The sequence below is a fragment of the Bacillus sp. 3G2 genome, assembly GCF_044324725.1.
GTDB classification, from domain to species: domain Bacteria; phylum Bacillota; class Bacilli; order Bacillales; family Bacillaceae_G; genus Bacillus_A; species Bacillus_A mobilis.
Genome location: NZ_CP172246.1, coordinates 2,873,083 through 2,892,862, shown reverse-complemented (window position 1 = coordinate 2,892,862; position 19,780 = coordinate 2,873,083). Strand labels below are relative to the sequence as shown.

At 35.5% G+C, this 19,780-nt stretch carries 17 protein-coding genes; 12 read left to right on the top strand and 5 right to left on the bottom strand.

Annotation, left to right across the window (positions count from 1 at the left end; all coding sequences use genetic code 11):
* The first annotated feature begins 163 nt into the window (after window positions 1-163).
* Complete coding sequence (locus tag ACHZK0_RS14860) at window positions 164-2,548, top strand: immune inhibitor A domain-containing protein (RefSeq protein ID WP_395760563.1); 2,385 nt, start codon at window positions 164-166, stop codon at window positions 2,546-2,548.
* A gap of 119 nt (window positions 2,549-2,667) precedes the next feature.
* Here ACHZK0_RS14860 and ACHZK0_RS14855 read toward each other — a convergent pair whose 3' ends face one another.
* On the bottom strand, window positions 2,668-3,285 hold the full coding sequence (locus tag ACHZK0_RS14855; RefSeq protein ID WP_262743146.1) for a TetR/AcrR family transcriptional regulator: 618 nt from the start codon (window positions 3,283-3,285) through the stop codon (window positions 2,668-2,670).
* 131 nt (window positions 3,286-3,416) lie between these two features.
* Here ACHZK0_RS14855 and ACHZK0_RS14850 point away from each other — a divergent pair, with 131 nt between their 5' ends.
* The 9 genes from ACHZK0_RS14850 (at window position 3,417) to ACHZK0_RS14810 (ending at window position 12,053) form a co-directional block, all read left to right on the top strand.
* Window positions 3,417-4,637: a YhgE/Pip domain-containing protein gene (locus ACHZK0_RS14850; protein WP_395761722.1), complete on the top strand. Its 1,221-nt coding sequence runs from the start codon at window positions 3,417-3,419 to the stop codon at window positions 4,635-4,637.
* 160 nt (window positions 4,638-4,797) lie between these two features.
* Window positions 4,798-5,232 carry a ferritin-like domain-containing protein gene (locus tag ACHZK0_RS14845; RefSeq protein WP_262743147.1) on the top strand — a complete coding sequence of 145 codons (435 nt, stop codon included), beginning with the start codon at window positions 4,798-4,800 and terminating at the stop codon, window positions 5,230-5,232.
* A gap of 164 nt (window positions 5,233-5,396) precedes the next feature.
* Entirely contained in the window at window positions 5,397-5,861 is a 465-nt protein-coding gene (locus ACHZK0_RS14840) for a DUF2691 family protein (protein ID WP_262743148.1), read from the top strand.
* A gap of 23 nt (window positions 5,862-5,884) precedes the next feature.
* Complete coding sequence (locus ACHZK0_RS14835; RefSeq protein WP_262743149.1) at window positions 5,885-6,400, top strand: GNAT family N-acetyltransferase; 516 nt, start codon at window positions 5,885-5,887, stop codon at window positions 6,398-6,400.
* Window positions 6,401-7,279: an aminoglycoside phosphotransferase family protein gene (locus ACHZK0_RS14830; protein ID WP_395760562.1), complete on the top strand. Its 879-nt coding sequence runs from the start codon at window positions 6,401-6,403 to the stop codon at window positions 7,277-7,279. It begins immediately after the preceding gene.
* Between the two features lie 112 nt (window positions 7,280-7,391).
* Window positions 7,392-8,720 (top strand): YjiH family protein, encoded by a 1,329-nt coding sequence (locus tag ACHZK0_RS14825; RefSeq protein WP_242243163.1) that lies wholly within the window; start codon window positions 7,392-7,394, stop codon window positions 8,718-8,720.
* A gap of 479 nt (window positions 8,721-9,199) precedes the next feature.
* On the top strand, window positions 9,200-9,787 hold the full coding sequence (locus tag ACHZK0_RS14820) for a GNAT family N-acetyltransferase (protein ID WP_395760561.1): 588 nt from the start codon (window positions 9,200-9,202) through the stop codon (window positions 9,785-9,787).
* 330 nt (window positions 9,788-10,117) lie between these two features.
* Window positions 10,118-10,750, top strand: coding sequence for a YdcF family protein (locus ACHZK0_RS14815; protein WP_097818921.1), 633 nt, complete (start codon window positions 10,118-10,120; stop codon window positions 10,748-10,750).
* 154 nt (window positions 10,751-10,904) lie between these two features.
* The gene (locus tag ACHZK0_RS14810) at window positions 10,905-12,053 is read left to right on the top strand and encodes an acyl-CoA dehydrogenase family protein (RefSeq protein WP_262742589.1); all 1,149 of its coding nucleotides are present in this window, start codon (window positions 10,905-10,907) and stop codon (window positions 12,051-12,053) included.
* A 1,178-nt stretch (window positions 12,054-13,231) separates the two neighbouring features.
* On the opposite strand, the gene ACHZK0_RS14805 is transcribed toward ACHZK0_RS14810, so the two are convergent.
* The 3 genes from ACHZK0_RS14805 to ACHZK0_RS14795 are packed head-to-tail and all read right to left on the bottom strand — an operon-like array spanning window position 13,232 to window position 15,669.
* Window positions 13,232-13,657, bottom strand: coding sequence for a YvaD family protein (locus ACHZK0_RS14805; protein ID WP_242251684.1), 426 nt, complete (start codon window positions 13,655-13,657; stop codon window positions 13,232-13,234).
* 50 nt (window positions 13,658-13,707) lie between these two features.
* On the bottom strand, window positions 13,708-14,772 hold the full coding sequence (locus tag ACHZK0_RS14800) for an acyltransferase family protein (RefSeq protein ID WP_242251686.1): 1,065 nt from the start codon (window positions 14,770-14,772) through the stop codon (window positions 13,708-13,710).
* Between the two features lie 18 nt (window positions 14,773-14,790).
* Entirely contained in the window at window positions 14,791-15,669 is an 879-nt protein-coding gene (locus ACHZK0_RS14795; protein ID WP_262742597.1) for a class I SAM-dependent methyltransferase, read from the bottom strand.
* Between the two features lie 381 nt (window positions 15,670-16,050).
* Between ACHZK0_RS14795 and ACHZK0_RS14790 the strand changes: the two genes are divergently transcribed.
* Window positions 16,051-17,253, top strand: a complete 1,203-nt coding sequence (locus ACHZK0_RS14790; RefSeq protein WP_395760560.1) for an MFS transporter — start codon at window positions 16,051-16,053, stop codon at window positions 17,251-17,253.
* 98 nt (window positions 17,254-17,351) lie between these two features.
* Entirely contained in the window at window positions 17,352-18,563 is a 1,212-nt protein-coding gene (locus ACHZK0_RS14785; protein ID WP_262742599.1) for an aminotransferase class I/II-fold pyridoxal phosphate-dependent enzyme, read from the top strand.
* Window positions 18,564-19,257: 694 nt separating this feature from the next.
* On the opposite strand, the gene ACHZK0_RS14780 is transcribed toward ACHZK0_RS14785, so the two are convergent.
* Window positions 19,258-19,728 (bottom strand): DinB family protein, encoded by a 471-nt coding sequence (locus ACHZK0_RS14780; protein WP_395760559.1) that lies wholly within the window; start codon window positions 19,726-19,728, stop codon window positions 19,258-19,260.
* Window positions 19,729-19,780: the final 52 nt, after the last annotated feature.

Below are 19,780 nucleotides of genomic sequence, written 5' to 3'. Positions count from 1 at the left end.
CTAGCAATTACTACCTGGAACATTGATGAATCAGAATGTATACCAATTCGAACGAAAGAATATTTTCAAAAATATTACAAATTCAGACAATGTATTGTAAATTATCTGAATTTTCATTATTATATAAACGTTATAACGTATTTAATATTGGGGAGGAATAGGGATGAAGAAAAAACCTTTTAAGGTGCTGTCTACGCTTGCGGCGACAGCTGTGCTTAGTTGCACATTTGGATTTAGTAGTCAATCTGTTTATGCGGCAACGCCGTCTCATACAGGAACTGTAAGTCCAATTGATGAAAATTTAGTTCAAGAGGATCGTTTAGCAGATGCGCTCAAGAAACGGGGTGTAATTAGTGAATCTGCATCGAAAGAAGACACATTAAAAGCTGTTGAAAAATACGTAGAGAAGAAAAAAGGCGAAAATGCTGGAAAAGAACCAGCAGGGGATAGTGTCTCAAGAGAAGCTTTTGACTTTTTGAAAAAAGTTAAAGATGCCAAAGCAGATGCGCAAGAAAAAGTTGATCAACCTGCTGGTGGTCCAGTAGTCGGTGAAGCGCCGGTTAAAGGGGGATTAAACGGCAAAGTACCAACTACTTCAGCGAAGCAAAAACAATATAATGGTGATGTTCGTAAAGATAAGGTTTTAGTATTGCTAGTAGAGTTTGCTGATTTTAAACATAACAATATTGATCAAGTACCAGGTTATATGTATTCAAATGATTTTAATCCAGAACATTATCAAAAAATGTTATTTGGTGATGAGCCGTTTACACTCTTTGATGGTTCAAAAGTCCCAACATTTAAACAATATTATGAAGAGCAATCTGGTGGTAGTTATACAGTCGATGGGACAGTAACAAAGTGGCTTACAGTTCCTGGTAATGCGGCGGAGTATGGCGCAGATGCCGGAGATGGTGGTCATGATAATAAAGGACCAAAAGGACCACGTGATTTTGTAAAAGAGGCATTAAATGCAGCTGTAGAAAGTGGAATCGATTTATCTGAATTTGACCAATACGATCAATATGACAATAATGGCGATGGCAATAAAAATGAACCCGATGGTCTAATTGATCATTTAATGGTTATTCACGCGGGAGTTGGACAAGATGGAGGCGGCGGTAGACTAGGTGATGACGCAATTTGGTCACATCGATGGAACCTTGGAACACCATATCCAATTGAAGGAACAAAAGCAAAGGTTGATAACTGGGGCGGGAAAATGGCAGCATACGATTACACAATTGAGCCTGAAGACGGAGCAGTTGGTGTATTCGCACATGAGTTCGGTCATGATTTAGGCCTTCCAGATGAATATGATACGAAGTACTCAGGAGCAGGTGAGCCAATTAATTCTTGGTCTGTTATGAGCGGCGGTAGTTGGGCTGGTAAAATTGCAGGTACAACGCCACCAAGTTTTTCCCCGCAAAACAAAGAGTATTTTCAAAAGAACATGGGTGGAAACTGGGCAAATATTGTAGAGGTTGACTATGATAAATTAAATCGCGGTATCGGTTTTGCGACGTACTTAGATCAAAGTGTAACAAAATCCAATCGCCCTGGTTTGATTCGCGTTAACCTACCAGATAAAGATGTGAAAAATATCCAACCTGCATTCGGTAAGAAATATTACTATAGTACAAAAGGCGATAATCTTCATACAACATTAGAAACGCCGGTGTTTGATTTGAAAAATGCAACGAATGTGAAGTTTGATTACAAAACATTGTATGAAATTGAAACGGATTATGACTTCCTTGAAGTATATGCAGTGACAGAAGATGATAAGAAAACATTAGTGGATCGAATTGGCGAAAAGAATGTGAAAAATGGCCTAGATACAACGGATGGTAACTGGGTAGATAAGTCATATGACTTAAGCCAATTTAAAGGTCAAAAAATAAAACTAGCATTCGAGTACATTACAGATGTTGGTATAGCACCGAAAGGTTTTACTCTTGATAATGCCACATTAACTGTAGATGGAAATGTTGTGTTCTCTGATGATGCAGAAGGCGAAGCAAAATTAAAATTAAATGGTTTTGTTGTATCGAACGGTTTTGAGAAAAAGAAACATAACTACTATTTAGAGTGGAGAAACTACGCTGGTGCGGATCAAGCGTTAAAGTATAGCAGTGGTGTACCATATAATACAGGTCTTGTCGTATGGTATGCAGACTCTAGCTTTACAGATAATTGGGTTGGTCTACATCCAGGAGAAGGTTTCTTAGGAGTTGTAGACTCTCACCCAGAAGCAATTGTTGGCACGCTAAACGGCAAACCAACTGTAAAAAATAGTACACGATACCAAATCGCAGATGCGGCGTTCTCCTTTAACCAAGCGCCAGCATGGAAAGTCGTATCTCCAACACGCGGAACATATGATTATAAAGGATTACCAGGTGTAACGAAGTTTGATGATTCTAAATCGTATATGAATGATTTAATCCCAGATGCAGGACGTAAATTACCGAAGCTTGGCCTGAAATTTGAAGTAGTTGGACAAGCAGATGATAATACTGCAGGTGCAGTTCGCTTATATCGTTAATAATGGAGAAGCTGTTGAAGGGGATACCTTTCAACAGCTTCTTTTCATAGAAATATGAATTTCATCTAACAATTTGTTGCTGTTCAAATTGATCAAAAAATGTTTTTATGCTGGCCGACTTATTTCTTTAAACCAGCCGCATAAAAAGGTCCATGAACTGCGATTGTAGATAAAATACGAGCAATTTCCTCAGGTGTTTCTTTTTGCCCATTATTTAACCACTGCTGAATAACACCAATATGAGCAGATGCCATATAAGAAGCTAAGTATTGGCTTGGGACAAGTAAATTCTCCTTATTAATGAGAGCCCCATTCGTATCTTCAAATATTGTTTTCCACATAAAGTCTTTCAGTTTTGTTTGGAAAGATAAATCTCCTTTTGGGCTTAATATAGCTTTCATAAAATCACTATTTTCATTTAAAAATTCAAGAACAGAAGTGATAAGTAGAAACGGCATTGTTGGAGAAGGATTGGAACCAAGATCAGCAATAACTTCAGGCAATCTCTGTTTGGCGATGCTAGAAACCTCATACATAATTTCTTCTTGGCATTTCGTCATTAAATCAAATTTATCTTGATAATGCGCATAGAAAGTACCGCGATTTATGTTTGCTTTCGTTGTAATATCTTTCACCGTAATGGCGTCAAAACCTTTTTCTTCAATTAACTCAACCAATGCATTTCGTATGGCAGTTTTTGTACGAATAACACGTAAATCTAAATTACTATCACGCAAAGTATGCCCCTCCTTCATTTTAGCCAACACATTTCAAAGATGTGTCTTATAACCGACACATTCACGGTTTTTGATTATTGTATAAGGTTCAACTCGAACATATAATTCAAATATAAATAAACAACACGTTGTTGGTTATTATAAATCAAATGATAGGAGGAGAAAAGAAAATGTTTAAAAATAAACTGTTATATGTATCACCAGCTATTGCACTACTTGTTGTTTTTATTTTTTCATTAACATTATTTCCAACTGTTCAACCTCAGCCGAAAAACTTGCCAATCGCAATTGTAAATGAGGATCAAGGAGTAGAAATTCCGAATCAACCGAAGATGAATATGGGGCAGACGATTGTTGATAATATGAAAAAGACATCAAAATCAGAGGAAGAACCTGCGGTGAAGTGGGTAGAAGTAAAAAATAAAGAAGCTGTGCAAAAAGGATTAAATAATCAAGAGTATTACGCAGCATTAGTTATTCCGAAAGACTTTAGCACAAAACAAGCATCATTACGAACACCACAGCCATCTTCTCCAGAGCTAGAAATATTCATAAATCAAGGAATGAATACAGCGGCATCAACTATGGCAGGACAAATGTTAAATGGTGTAGTTGATAATATGAACAATACTGTTCGCGCGCAACTATTAGAAGGATTGAAAGCAAAAGGAGCTACAGTAACAGCAGATCAAGTTTCAAATGTAGTAACACCGATTGCAAAGAAAGTGACAAATGTGAATGAAACCGGCAAAAATAGCGCGAATGGTAACTCGCCAATGTCTTTATTTCAGCCGTTATGGATTGCAAGTTTAGCGAGCGCAGCAATTATCTTCATTGCGATAAGTAAAATGCCAGTAGGTACAAGAAAAGAAAACTTCGTATTAAAACTAAAACAGATCATAACAGGAGCAGTTGCGACACTTGTCATTGGGTTCGGTCTTACATGGATCGCGGATGGTATGGTAGGGCTAAATATTTCGAACTTCACAGATACGGCTTTATTTCTATCCATTACATCGTTTAGTTTCTTCTTAATGATATCAGCGGTACTTTCATTAGTTGGACTAAAGGGAATCGGTGTATTCGCCCTCTTACTATTCTTCGGTGCACCGTTATTATCATTAGCGCCTGAAATGTTATCGCCATTTTACCAAGACTGGGTGTACGCATGGTTGCCAATGCAATTTATGATTGAAGGACTTAGAGAAATCTTCTTCTTCGGGAAAGGGTTAAGCTGGAGTACACCTGTAACAGTGCTCGTGTGGATTGGCGTAGTAAGTATGATGATTATTTTAGCGACTGCATTCAAACGTAGTGTAGTAAAGGAACATAAAACGGAAGTAAATGCATAAAAGATAAAAACGTTTCACTAGGAGTGAAGCGTTTTTATCTTTTTATTAACTTATAGGTTAAAGGGAATAGAAGAATTCGGATTTGCGGTTCCTTATTTTATACATGCTCCTGCTATTTCAAATTGCATAAAATGTTATGTGAAATAATGGAGGGGATACGATGGATAATTCGAATTATTATGATTGGTATAGGCAAAATGATAAGTTGATTCGTGATATTGAGAAAGCAATTAATGGAGAGTTTAGTGCAATAAGTTGCTATGCGAAATTAGCTAACATGGCTCCAAATGCGGCGGAACGAAATCAAATTCTTGAAATTCGTAACGATGAAATAAAACATTTCCATCAGTTTGTACAAATCTATACAAATTTAACTGGTCAGCAGCCGAAACCACAAATTACGGAAGAATGTCCAAATACGTACTTACAAGGATTAGAATTCGCTATACAAGATGAACAGAAGACAGTAGATTTTTACTTGGAAATTTCAGATGAAACATCGGATGCGCAACTAAAAGAGTTATTGCGCAGAATAGCTGCAGATGAACAAAATCATGCGGTGTGGTTTTTATATTATTTTGTGAAGACGAAGTGAATGAATTGGAAAATAGAAAGGGAAGTACCTTGGTTTATATGTCACAACTGAGGTGCTTTTTCTTGTTTTTTAATGAATAATATGCTTGATTAGATAATAATCATCTATTTTGTATTCGGGAAAGAAATAAGAGTATTTATGGCTTATAAGGGAGGTACAAACAAATGAAACGAGGGGTTATTGTAGATATTCCAAATGAATATGATAATCTACTTTGGAAAGTGCTAAAGCCAATCGATATTACGTTATTTGATTGGCGAGTGGAAAATGAGGAATCTTATTTCGTATTATCTGATGGGCTAGGACCGGAATTATTTTCAGAAGATAACAAGGTAATGAGTGGATTAGAATTGAAAAAATTAATAAAAGACAATATATATTATCTCATTTTTGCAGATTTAAAAGCATACCCAATAGGAGAAGTACTAGAAGAGATTGAAACATATGAAGAGTTTAAAGAAAGTAAGTGTGAATTAGTTTTACTAGTTGCGGATTGTACATACGTCACAATTTACGCTAAAGATCAAAAAGCGATTGAATTGATGTATGAAAACGCACGGAATCAAGGTTTTTACGTTGAATATGTGACAGACGAAAATGACGGTAGAACACGATTATCAGTATGGTAGTAATTTGAAAGGGGAACAGCAATATGGAGAGAAATACAGTTAAAGAATATACAATTCGAACTGCTACTGAAGAGGAAAGCGATAGCATTATTACTCTATTAAAAGAAGTAGCAGAGTGGCTACAACATAAAGAAGTGGATCAGTGGCAGTATTTGTTAGGCGGAGAAGCTACGGCGGAAATACTAGAAGGTATAAGAGAGAAATATACATATGTGGTGATGAAAGAAGATGCAATTGTCGGTACAGTTACAGTATCTCCTAAACAAAATGAATGGGATGAGCGTATTTTTGGTAAGGAGGAAGTTTCAGATTCTTTATACATTCATAGATTTGCGGTGAAACGGAAGTATAAGGGGAATGGCATTGGAGAATGGATTTTACGGTGGGTAGAAGCGAATGTACAAAATGACAAAGAGTTTTTGAAACTAGATTGTGTTGGGCATAATCGTACGTTGAATGATTTTTATAAGAAAAATGGTTTTGAATATGTTGGGAGTACAGATGGCCTTAGTAAGTTTCAAAAGAAAAGGAGAAAGTAAATGACTCAAATACATACAGATTTAGCTAAAAGGTTGATAGGGGAACAGTTTCCTGAATGGGCACATTTAGAAGTGAAGCCTGTAAAGTTTAGTGGGCATGATAATAGAACGTTCCATCTGGGTGATGAAATGAGTGTAAGATTGCCAAGTGACGCGGCATATGCACCGCAAGTAGAGAAAGAAAATAAGTGGCTACCTATATTAAGTAAAGAGCTTTCTTTACCGATTTCTGCACCAGTTGCGAAAGGAAATCCAACTGAAGAGTATCCATTGCCTTGGTCTATTAATAAGTGGATAGAAGGAGATACTGTTACGAAACAAAATGTCCGTGACCTAAATGAATTTGCGGCGGACTTAGGTTCATTTTTAGTGGAATTGCAAGCTATTGATGCGAGTAACGGCCCAATAGCTGGAGCACATAATTTTTACCGAGGCGGGCTTATATCTATATATGATGAAGAGGCGAGAGGTGCGATCGAAAATAATAAGGACGTTTTTGATGAAACTGTATTAAAGCATCTTTGGGATTTAGCCCTTCAGTCAACGTGGGAGCGTAAACCAGTTTGGGTTCATGGAGATGTTGCACCAGGAAACTTACTCGTTAAGGACGGAAAGCTTTGTGCCGTAATTGATTTTGGTATTTTAGGAGTAGGCGATCCGGCTTGTGATGCAGCGATGGCATGGACATTTTTTGATAAGAATAGCAGAAACGTATTTAAAGAAGTATTGCGCATAGATGAAGAAACATGGAATAGAGCAAGAGGATGGGCGCTTTGGAAAGCGTTAATTACATATGATGCGAATAAGACTAGTAATAAAATAGTGGCAGACGAATTGTATCGTGTCATTCAAGTGATTGTGGATGATTATGAGAAGTAGTAGAAAAAGCCTATTTTAAAATAGGCTTTTTTCTATGCTGAAATATTAGAAATGGAAAGAAGGAATCTAACATTATTATACAGAATATTTAGATAATAGGAGGTGTCGAATTTTGAGTGAAATTGAATTAAAAAGGAATGTAATTAAGACTGGGAGTGAGAAGGGGGTTATTCTCCGGTTTATACTCGCTAGTCTAGTTGGGGTGTTTATGTTTTTCGTACCAGTTACGATAAATGGTGCTTCTTCCATTATGATTGATCATATCGTATCATGGATTCGGACTTCGGTTCCGAGCGTCGTACCTTATTACGCTCTACTCGTTATGATAATGGGTGCAATCTATCCGTTTTATACGAAAAAATGGAATGCATCTATCGTAGATATTTGTTTTTCTATTTTAAAAGTAGTTGGCGTCGTTTTTGGTGTATTATATTGTTTGAAAGTAGGGCCAGCTTGGTTTTTTGCACCAGATGTAGGGCCGTTTTTGTATGAGAAACTCGTAATATCGGTAAGTTTACTCGTGCCAATTGGCTCAGCCTTTTTAGCGTTATTAGTCGGGTACGGATTACTTGAATTTATCGGTACGTTTTGCCGTCCCATTATGAGACCGTTATGGAAAACACCAGGACGATCAGCAATTGATGCGGTTGCGTCCTTTGTGGGGAGTTATTCGTTGGCTTTATTAATTACAAATCGCGTGTATAAAGAAGGAAAGTATACGACAAAAGAAGCAGCTATTATCGCTACAGGTTTTTCTACAGTATCCGCAACATTTATGATCATCATCGCAAAAACATTAGACATTATGCATTTATGGAATGTTTATTTTTGGACTACTCTCGTTGTAACATTCATCGTAACTGCTATCACCGTAAGAATCCCACCACTTAGTAGAAAACCAGATACATATGTAACGAAAGAAGGGTTCCCAGAGCCTGTTTATAAAGAAAAAATGTTAGAACGCGCTTGGGAAGACGCGCTAGAAGTATCGAAATCTGCACCGAGTATTATGAAAAATATCGCAGTGAATTTAAAAGACGGTTTTATTATGACGATGGGAATTTTGCCATCTATTATGTCAGTAGGATTAATTGGTATCGTCTTAGCGAAATTCACGCCAATATTTGATTGGATCAGTTATATTTTCTATCCATTTACGTGGGCTTTACAATTACCAGAAGCAGAACTAGCTGCTAAAGCGGCATCTGTTGGTATTGCGGAAATGTTTTTACCTTCTCTTTTAGTTGTAAGTGCACCACTTGTGACAAAGTTTGTCATTGCGGTTGTTTCGGTATCATCTATATTGTTTTTCTCAGCTTCCATTCCTTGTATTTTATCAACAGACATTCCGCTAAAAGTATCGGAACTTATTATTCTCTATGTACAAAGAACGATATTAACGTTACTTATTATTACACCGATTGCATATTTGTTGCTGTAAATTTTTAAAAGATAAAGTTATAACAAAAGAAGCCTTCTGTAAAAGGAAGGCTTCTTTTGTTTAAAAGCGGGGTATTCCCACATCACTATCAAGCTAAGAAAATCAAATATCCTAAAACGTGAAAATGTACTATTTTCTGTTTTTGTGATGTTTTTATTTGTTTTTTGAATATGACGTCATGCTTCTTAAGAAGATTCCTAGTCCTGCAAAAAAGAAACCTAAGCATAATAAGCTGCCTGGCGTGCCCCAAGTAATTTGATCTAGCATTTTTATCCCCTCCCATTTATCATTATATAGTATTTATTGGTAATTATCTAAAAATTCTTTTTCGAATGGTGTGATAGTAACGATTATCGATGAGCATTCCCAACCTATAAGGGAAGAGTATATTCGAAAAGTGATTCTTTTATTTACATTTATTTATTATTATAATACGTTATTGTTGCGTATGTTATAGTAACAACAAAGGGGGCTTACAAATGGAAATGATTCATGAAAGAGTAAAGTTACGGTTAATAGATAGTGATGATGTCGAAACTTTGTTTTCGATTGTAGAAGGAAATCGGGATATTTGGGCGTATTTAATCTCTAAAATGGATACTGCGCAAGATATGCAGCAATATGTGCAAAAAGCGATACAGGGTTATGGAAAGGGTACTCAAATACCCTTCGTTGTAGTGGATCAACAGACGAATACGATTGTAGGAAGTACACGTCTATATAGTATTTCAGTAGAAGATAAAACAGTCGAGTTAGGACAAACGTGGTATCATCCAAGTGTGCAACGTACGAGTATCAATACAGAGTGTAAGTATATGCTTCTCGAGTATGCTTTTGAAAAACTGCATATACTGAGAGTACAAATTAAGACGGATGCAAGAAACGAAAAGGCACAACGAGCAATTGAAAGGTTAGGTGCAGTAAAAGAGGGTGTGCTTAGAAATGAAAGAAAATTGCCAAGTGGTCATGTGAGAGATGCAGTTGTGTATAGTATTATCGCAAGTGAATGGCCAGTTGTGAAAGCACGTTTATTGGAAAAATTAGAATTGTATAAAGAAAAGTTATAATTCGTGTTTTGAAAGGTATATTGTTCGTGATGTATGAAAAATATACCTTTTTTCTTACAAAATGCTACTTTATTTTAATTCCTTTTGTTTCATCGTTCCCTTCTGAGAAAAAATTCGTTACAATGTAGTTGTATGGTAATAAACTTATGAATTTAAAACATGTAATGAAAACCGCAAATAAAAATGAATTGATAATCCTCAATTTTAAATGAAAACCCTTTTATACATAAATAACAAGTAAAGTTCCTTCTTTTAAATAAACTCAAACAAAACGATTTGATATAAATGTTTTTTTATAGAAGTATGGATGATGTACGGAGGCAATTACAAATGAAAGAAAATAAGAAGAGTAAGAAAAGACGAATCTTTCAAGTATTTTTACTAATGATTTGTTCTGCTATTTTATATGTAAGTTATGCAGCTTACGATATTTGGAGTTATCGTTTTAAAACAAATGATGGCGTGAAAACGGATGCTGGTATCGTACTAGGAGCGGCTTCATGGAACGGAAAACCATCTCCTGTATTTAAAGAAAGAATTAATCATGCAATTTCTTTATATAAGAACGGAGATATTAAAAAGATTATTTTTACAGGTGGTACAAAGTTCGAGGCAGAGCTTGAGGAATCGCGTACTGCAAGAGTATATGCAATGAAACAAGGTGTAAAAGACGAAGATATTTTAATTGAAACAAAATCCCTATTCACTGAAGAAAATTTAAAGAATGCGAAGGAAGTTGGAACAGAGAACGGAATACGCACATACACGATTGTAAGTGATCCACTTCATATGAAACGCGCAATGAGAATCGCAAAACATATTAATATTGAAGCGTATGCTTCACCAACGCCGACATCAGCATATAAAACGTTAGACACAGAAATACCATTCTTCTTTAAAGAATTATTCTCGTACATTGGATATGTAACCTCTTTGCCATTAAAGGCATTGAAGGGAGACTAACATAAGAAAAGAACCTATCTTAAAATAGGAACTTTTCTTATTGGTCAAAAACATTGTATTTTTATCGGAATAGTGAAACAATAGAGAGGTAGCTTCATATAATCATAATGAAAAAGTGAGCGGTTGATGAATCGAACATAAAGGAGATTATAGTATGGCACTCTCATTTGTTGAAACAGAAGAACAATCTTTCATTATTGAACAAATAAATAAATTGATTCCGAAGTTCATGGAAAGGGAGCATCAACTAAGTGAATTAGGATCATTTCCGTATGAAAATATGAGTGATTTGAAAAATATCGGATATACGAAATTAACGTTACCGAAGGAATTTGATGGTAGTGCGATTTCTTTATATGACTTCGTTTTATTTCAAGAGAAAATCGCGGAAGGCTGCGGAGCTACGGCATTATCGATTGGCTGGCATCTGGGTATTGTGAAAGAGTTAGCGGAAAATCGCTCTTGGAATGATGAGATGTTCAAATGGTTTTGCGAAGAAGTGCGTAACGGTGCACTCTTTAACCGTGCAGCAACAGAGCCAAAAACAGGAAGTCCGACGCGTGGCGGTAAGCCAGAAACGATAGCGGTTCAACAAGGCGAGAAGTGGGTTATAAATGGAAGAAAAACTTTTACAACGATGGCGCCAATACTTGATTATTTTATTATTTCAGCAAGTATTGAAGGCCGAGAAGAAGTTGGTGAGTTTGTCATTCCAAGAAATACGCTCGGTGTATCTATTGAAGAAACGTGGGATAGCGTTGCGATGCGAGGGACTGCTAGTCATGACCTTGTCTTACAAAATGTAGAGATAGAAAGTCGCTTTTTTACGAATGTATCGGGCGGGAAAGTAAAACAAAAGGGTATTGGCTGGTTGCTACATATACCAGCATGTTATTTAGGAATTGCACAAGCAGCCAGAAATTATGCAGTTCAGTTTGCGGGATCATACAAGCCAAATAGTTTAAATCATTCTATTAGTTTATTGCCGAATGTTAGAAGATTAGTTGGAGAATTAGAACTTGAGCTTATGCAAGCTCGCGTCTTTTTATATCAAATTGCGAAAAAGTACGATGAGGCAGAGGATAAACTATCATTACAAGCCGAACTAGCGGCAGTAAAATATGCCGTAACGAATGCGGCAATATCTATTGTAGATAAAGCAATGCGCATCGTAGGAGCAAAAAGTTTATCAGAAAAAAATCCGCTTCATCGCTACTATTTAAACGTCAGAGCAGGATTGCACAATCCGCCGATGGATGATGCAACACTGTCTATATTAGCGGATGCGGCGTTTCGGTCGTAATTATTTTAAACTTACATTTTATCCCGCTTTAATGGGCAGTAAGACCCCCACCTCAAAATTCAGAGAAAACAAAGAAGTTAGGTGGGGATCAACTGCTCATAAAAGTCCGATTGGTTCAGCTAATAATCAGTGGGGGATGAAGAAAGCCCCCACTGATTAAAGTTTCACTTTATTGTTTATGGGTAATATAGTTGTTTTGAAAGCACATGTTTGGTTAGTAATCGAACACGTGCTTTTTATTTGTTTGCCATCCTAAATGCATTCTTTAGCGAAATGCCCCTTATTTTCATACAATGACTTTTTAAAATTTCTGACAATAAGGTGATTGACCGCTTAAACGAATGGATCAAAGGATAGAATGACAAATCGGTCAATTTTGTGAATAGAACCTTTATGATTTGCTTGATTTGTTATGTTAATTTCATAAGTCCGACTAAAGTGATAGAATCAACTAAATGTTCGTACTGGGAAGATAGTATATAGTAGTCCAGTATTCAAAATTATTCAAAATAATAAGTGATAGGGGATAAATTACAATGGAACGAATAACTAAAGGGCTTTTATTGAAGATGTTACAAAATACTGAAGATGACGCAGTTTTTAGTTGTAGAAGACATGATAAGGATTACTAGGAGGTGAAACTTGGAAAAAGAGATATAGAAGCATACCTACATAAAACGAAACATCTAGCATGGAACAACATAAACGAATTAACCTTAGATGATAATTTATACGTGTAATTATCTAATTTCTATAACAATATTAACTACAATACCACTCCAACTGAAGGGTATAAGGAACTATCGTATAGCAGGAATAAAAATTTCAACGTCTTTTACAAAATTGATAAAGAAAAAAAGCGGTTTTCCTTTAAATTAGGTGATTTTGAAAAAGAAATAGAGCTAGTTAATAGGGAAGAGTTAACATTAGGAGACTTAGAAAAACTTGACCAAAGAATACATGATAAAGATATGGAATTTTAGACTATATTCTATGGACGCTTGTTACTACAACTGCCAGTAGTGGCCTAGTATAATTTATAAAACCAGATGCATTTATTGCATCTGGTTTCTTATTTCAGCAACAATAAGTTTCAATTGTCCAATACATACATAAAAGGAGGAGCAGTTATATCTGCTCCTCTTTTATTAAGCCATTTTTCTAGCGGATTATAGGTATTACATTTTGTGATTGTTTGTAAACTGTAAGAAATTATCTTCTTGTTTTGGAGAAATAACAGTTTTAAGGAAAAACAATGGATAGATAAGCAAATATCCATTAAATATCCACCAAGTGACATCAAAATCATTGCTATAAGCCCAAAATGCAATAGCTTGCAGACCAGAACAAAATGTTAAAATGAGCGATATTAAAGCAAGGGAACTCCAAGAAGAACGTTTCTTGTTATATAGGTATATGCTGGTTAGGCCGGTAATAGAGATTAATATATCCAGAGGGAAAAACGACCAATTCCATGCTACGATGATTGGATTATCATAATCCTTAAATGCCCAACTTTCGGGGATAAGGTGGAACATAGTAACTAGCCAATAAATAATAAACCCAATATCAGTTACAAAGAAAAACGGTTTTAAATATCTCATTCTTTCCTCCTAAAAAATTAGTTTTTATTATTCCTTAATAATGATGTGAACTATATAATCTTGTTTACCTTAGGAATCCGGAGTAATAAAACACTTATCCCAAGTGATAAAGCAAACGTCAAACTTGTAACATAAATCGTTTTCAAAATAATATTCATTTCAAGCGTACTAGACATAAGTTGTAACGCAACAATAATAGGTCCCTGAATTATATATATAGAATAACTAGAACGGCTAATTGTACTAAGTAGGGGAGTAGTAAAGTTCAATTTCTTCTTAAACAGAACTAGCAACTTTAATATTATGCCTACAAAAGTAAATGGTTCCCAAAAAGAATAATACAGCGATTCTAGAGTAACCCCACCGTAGAAGTTATCTACGTTCCCTTCATTAAAGAGGAATACAATAGGCATTGTTATGAAAGAAACTATTGAAATTCTAAAATAGATCGATGCCGTTCTTTCACTTATTTGATTCAGCCAGTTATTCCTGTATGCAATGACTCCAATTATAAATAATGCTATGTATTGAGGGAAATACCCCAGTGTGAAGTCATGTATGTATAATCGATCAGTCGGAAAGAGTAATCGAACAATAAAGTTACAGATACCCATAAATAAAATGAAAAAGAATATTTTATTTATGCCGGGGAAACTATTCTGCGGCATTTTTATTGTCGTAGTCTTTCTGATAATTGCATATGCCACAGTAAAGTAGAATAAAGCCATTACAAACCATAAATTATAAAATCCTAGAGATGAGAGATAACTTTGTTTTTTTACAAGATTGATACTTATGGGGTTTAGCACAAAGAAGTAAACAAAAGCAGGGATAAGTAGTTTAGGAACTCTATCTCTCAAAAATTTTGAAAAGCCTTTATTGTCATAAGACCTTGGTGAGAAATATGCTGCGATAAAAAAGAAGAGACCCATAAAAAAGCTTTGGCATAGCGCGTTTATTAGAGTAAGTATCGATATGGAGATGGCATCATCCGATGGCTCTATATAATACCATCCTCCAGCTCCACCATAGGCGCTACTTGTATGAAACAAGACAACTAAAATAGCAAGAAAAGCTTTCAAGTTGTTTATATAATGGAGTTTTCCATTGCTCATTTACTTATCTTCCGCCTTTCATACACCGCTACCTTTAGATGCTATACCTGCAACAAATGTATGACTTAATTTAAATTCATTGCCCTGTTGAATAAAAACATTAATTTGGTCAGTGATTTTTTGTAAAATCTCTTCTTCTTTATCTCTATCTAGTACATCTAAAAAGCCAGCTGCGGCACCAGAACGGAAAACCCATTCCATCGCATCTTCAGCAGTTTCACAAGGTAGAATTTGTTCTCCTTCCCAGCGGTCAATTGTATTTAAGCTACCTTTAGTAAACCATTTTTGAAGAACAAGAGAATCTATTGGCAAGTTTATACTAATATAACGTTGCAAATATTCAGGATGATTATTAAGAACTTGATCAAATGCCTTCATCAGAATTTCCTCAGAATCACATCTTGTTTCTATAATTCCAACTTGGCCATTAGGCTTCAGAACTCGATGAATCTCTTTAAGAAAAATAGTTGGATTCGTATAGCAAATAGCCCAACCGCACACCACTGTATCGATACTTGAACTAGGGATTTGTTTTAAAAATTCCACCATATCACCTTGGTGCATATTTACTTCCAGTCCAGAATATTTAGATATCTTACCTCGTGCGACATTTAGCATACCAGCAGATTGATCGACAGTGGAAATAGTCCCTACACCGTTTAGTCGATTAGCTACTTCCTCAGTAATAAAACCTGTTCCACATGCCAGTTCCAATACGTGTTGCCCAGGATGTATATCCATTTTATTTAGTAAACCTAGTGAATGTTGTCCCATAATACTAGAAAAGAAAGAATCATAATCATCACTAGCTTTATCGTAATCTTTGGAGCTATCTGCATATTGATTTGAAACTTTGAACCAAGCAACTTTTGCTGCTAATTTTACTTTGTTTAACATGAAATTCCCTCCGTAAATAGTTGATTAGTGATTAAAACTGATTGGTACTAACGACACTGGGATTACTGAATAGTATGATATTTGTAAAAAAACGGAAATTTAATTCCAGAATTTATGCTATCACTGCGAGAAAATTTCGTCAAGTTGGATTTATTCAAATAAAAAAGTTTACTAATGTTTCACGAAAAGTAGGTTGTAAGATTAACAATTACACTAAATAAAAGTCTTAAACACAATAACATTGAGGGGTATATTACATTTTTCTAATTAATTAACTAGAAGTAATTGACAGATAATACCATGTTGTCATATCATAATTTTCAGACGAGTCAAAAACGTCAATTATTTCCAAAAAATAAATGGGAAGGAGGATAATTCTGAGTGACAAAGTTTCAAAGGCTGAAAAAAAATCCACTAACTGGTTTGCTTATAATCGCTATGGCGGTATTTATAGATATGCTTTTATATAGTTTAGTGGTTCCTATCGTACCGTTATATGTTTCTAAATTCGGAGCTTCGCAGACTACTGTTGGAATTTTGATAAGTTGTTATGCTTTCACTTTTATAGTTTTCACCCCGATTTTAGGAGTTGTTTCTGATAAGTACGGGAGACGAGGTTCTATGCTATGGGGAATGGTAGTACTAATAGCAAGTACTTTAATGTTCGCCTTTGCAAATAACATGTACATACTGATTCTCGCAAGGTTATTACAGGGGATTGCTGCTGCTGCCACATGGACGGCTGGTTTAGCCCTTATTACTGATTTATATCCAGCTAATAAAAGAGGGAAGGCTTTAGGTACCGTAATTACTTTCATGTCTGCTGGAACGCTTTTAGGCGCTCCTGTTGGTGGATTGTTATATGAATGGGGAGGCTATCAATTACCTTTTCTACTTGCAGCGGGTATTGCTTTATTAGATGGTTTAGCAAGGATGTTTTTACTAGAAGATCCACCAAAAGATAAAGAAGCAAGTAGTGTAGACATCGTGAAAATATTTAAGGACTTTGAAGTCCTAAAAATATTCGGTGTTGTTTTACTTGGGTCTTCAGCAATCAGTATCCTTGAACCAACCTTACCTATTTATCTCATGGAAAATCTAGGTGCAAGTACAGTACATATAGGTTTTCTGTTTGGGATTACAACTCTTGCATATGGGTTAGCAAGCCCAATAGCTGGTTGGTTATCAGATAAAAGTGGGACATTCCGTATTATGATGATAGGTTTACTCATTTTGGCTGCATGCTTACCTTTCGTAACAATCCCTAACACCTTGGTATTAGAAGGGGTTGTACTATTCTTTTTAGGGGCAGCGGCTGGTTTGGTTTTAACACCTACATTACCGGAACTAGCAAATTCCGTTGACCGCCTAGGTGGAGGAGCATATGCTACTGCCTTTGCCGTATTTAATGTTGCGTATTCAGTCGGAATGATGATTGGGCCAATATTCGGTGGCTTCTTTGCAGACATGTTTAATGTATCAATCGCCCTTTATATTTTAAGTGCCTTTTTGGTCTGTTACAGCATCTCGCTAAGAATAATGAAGAGTAAACCCAAAAAGATCGAACATAAAAATTCTTTATAATAAAGTAGCCTGTTAACTTAGTTTTTTAATCTTTTTTTAGAGAAAATGGAAAAAGCAATTAAAAAATGTAGGTTAGCAGGCATAAATGGAGGATAACAATGGACATATTTAAAAAGTGTTATGATTACGATTTCATAAAAGGATTACGAGCAAATGATATGTATCCTTATTTTCAAAATATACAAGATAAATTCGGGACAGAGATAGTTGTGAATTCCAATAAGTTATTGATGGTGGGTTCTAATGATTATTTAGGATTATCTAACGATCCCCGCTTAATAGAGGCAGCTGTGGAAGCAGCTACAAGATACGGTACTTCTTCATCTGGTTCTAGGCTTTTAAACGGAACTTTATCTATTCATGAAGAATTAGAGTCACGTCTAGCAAAATTTTTAAGAAGAGATAGAGCATTGGTGTTTTCAACAGGATTTCAGACGAATTTAGGAGCAATTGCCCCTCTGCTAGGACGAAACGATTACGCAATTATAGACCGAACAGTTCATGCTTCTATTGTGGACGGTATACGTCTAGGTTATGGAAAAATGAAACGCTTCCGTCATAATGATATGGAAGACCTTGAAAGACAACTTAAAAGTTGTCCTGAAAACGCAGGTAAACTAATTATCGTTGATGGGGTATTCAGTATGGAAGGTGACCTTGCAAAGCTCAAGGAAATCGTACAATTGAAAAAGAAATATGGTGCACGTTTATTAGTGGATGATGCGCATGGTATCGGAGTACTTGGTGAAAATGGCCGTGGTACATGTGAGCATTTCGGTGTTGAATCTGATATTGACCTTATCACTGGTACATTTAGTAAATCTTTTGGTAGTTTAGGAGGATTTGTTGTTGGAGATGCTGACATTATCGATTTTATTCAGCATAACGGAAGAAGTATGATCTTTAGTGCGAGTATGACTCCATCTAGCGTAGCTGCCACAATAAAAGCAGTGGATATTATGGAAACTGAGCCTGAAAGACGCGAAAGATTAATGCAAATTACTAACAAAGTGTGCGGTGAATTAACAAGATTAGGTTTCGATATAGGTGAAACAGAAACGCCTATTATACCAATTATTATAAGAGACACCGAAAAAGCATTTTCGTATTGGCGAGGCTTAATGCAGAATGGTTTATTTACAAACCCAGTTATCTCCCCAGCAGTACCAGAAGGGACCGAATTACTACGTACATCATTTATGGCTACCCATACAGATGACCAAGTTGACGAGATCCTAAATATTTTTGAGAAGGTTGGACACGAATTTAACATAATTAATAATAAAGTAGGTACATTATCCACCAACTAATGCAAATCACCTCATACAGACGTATATGGGTAAATTAGTAATTTCCCTAGAAAACTCATTGAACAACATGTAAATTTCTGGTAAAATAGTAATTGCCTTGTCCTACTACTTCGTAGTAGTAACAAAAAACTAGAGAATTCTTTTTCTCTAGTTTTTTGTTTAAGGAAATTTTGTATCTCTCATTTAGATGATGTGATTATCCAGAGATACGGTACTTAAGTGAATTCATATATCCATATGGAAGTCCTGATTTTTTACAGTTAATTTCAAACTTAAGGAATTTCTTAGGATTAAGTAAGATACTAGATAGGATTGTTCTGTATGATCAAAGTATATTGTATAAATCGGTTTTTAGAGTATAATCTCGAAAACTAATCGAAAGAAGGAGTAACACATGAAAGACCGTATAGCACTAGTCATTGAATCATCAGCAAGAAAAGATGAACTCATGATTGCGAAAGAATTTTACAAAGCTCCAAGGAACAGATGGATCAATAATATTATTTGATACATGGAGTCTAGAGAGTTTGATGAAAGCTCAATTTATTTCTTAAGCTTCTATAACCACAGAATTATTCCATATTTGAAATGTAGCGTTTTAATTTAAATGATTATCATGATTTGGTGAATGTTGCTTGAAGGAAAACATTTCAATGTAATGCCAGTTTGGAACCTTTGTAAATAATTACTGAATTTAATCCCAAATCAATGGTCTTTCCAAATCTACCATTCGCAAATATTGTAAAAACTGACCTGCATGGACCGCATCATGATAGGCAATTCGTAATAGCATGTCGCCTAAATATCTTTGATAGCCAACATCACTTCGATCAATAAGGCGTGAATCTAGCTCAGCGATGCTTATGGATTGAACGTATTCTATGAAGTCAGTAAAGTATAGTTGTGCCAATTCAATTTCTTTTTTTACACAAGTAATTGGCTCGTTATCATACGGGATATGTATGTCATGTATTGAGCCGTTGTTTTTTAAAATCATATGATAGTAAAAAGTTGAGGTCCAAACATGACGAATCATCTCACCAAAGGACATAGCCTCATGATCAGGCTTCCAATTAAGAAAATTATCGGGAAGAGAATTCCATAATTTTTCTGAGCGCCTTCTCGTTTCTTTCAAATTTAATATACTAAAATCAATTGCATTCATAATACATTCTCCTTTACTATTAAGCTTAAAATAATTGTATCAATTTAACAGT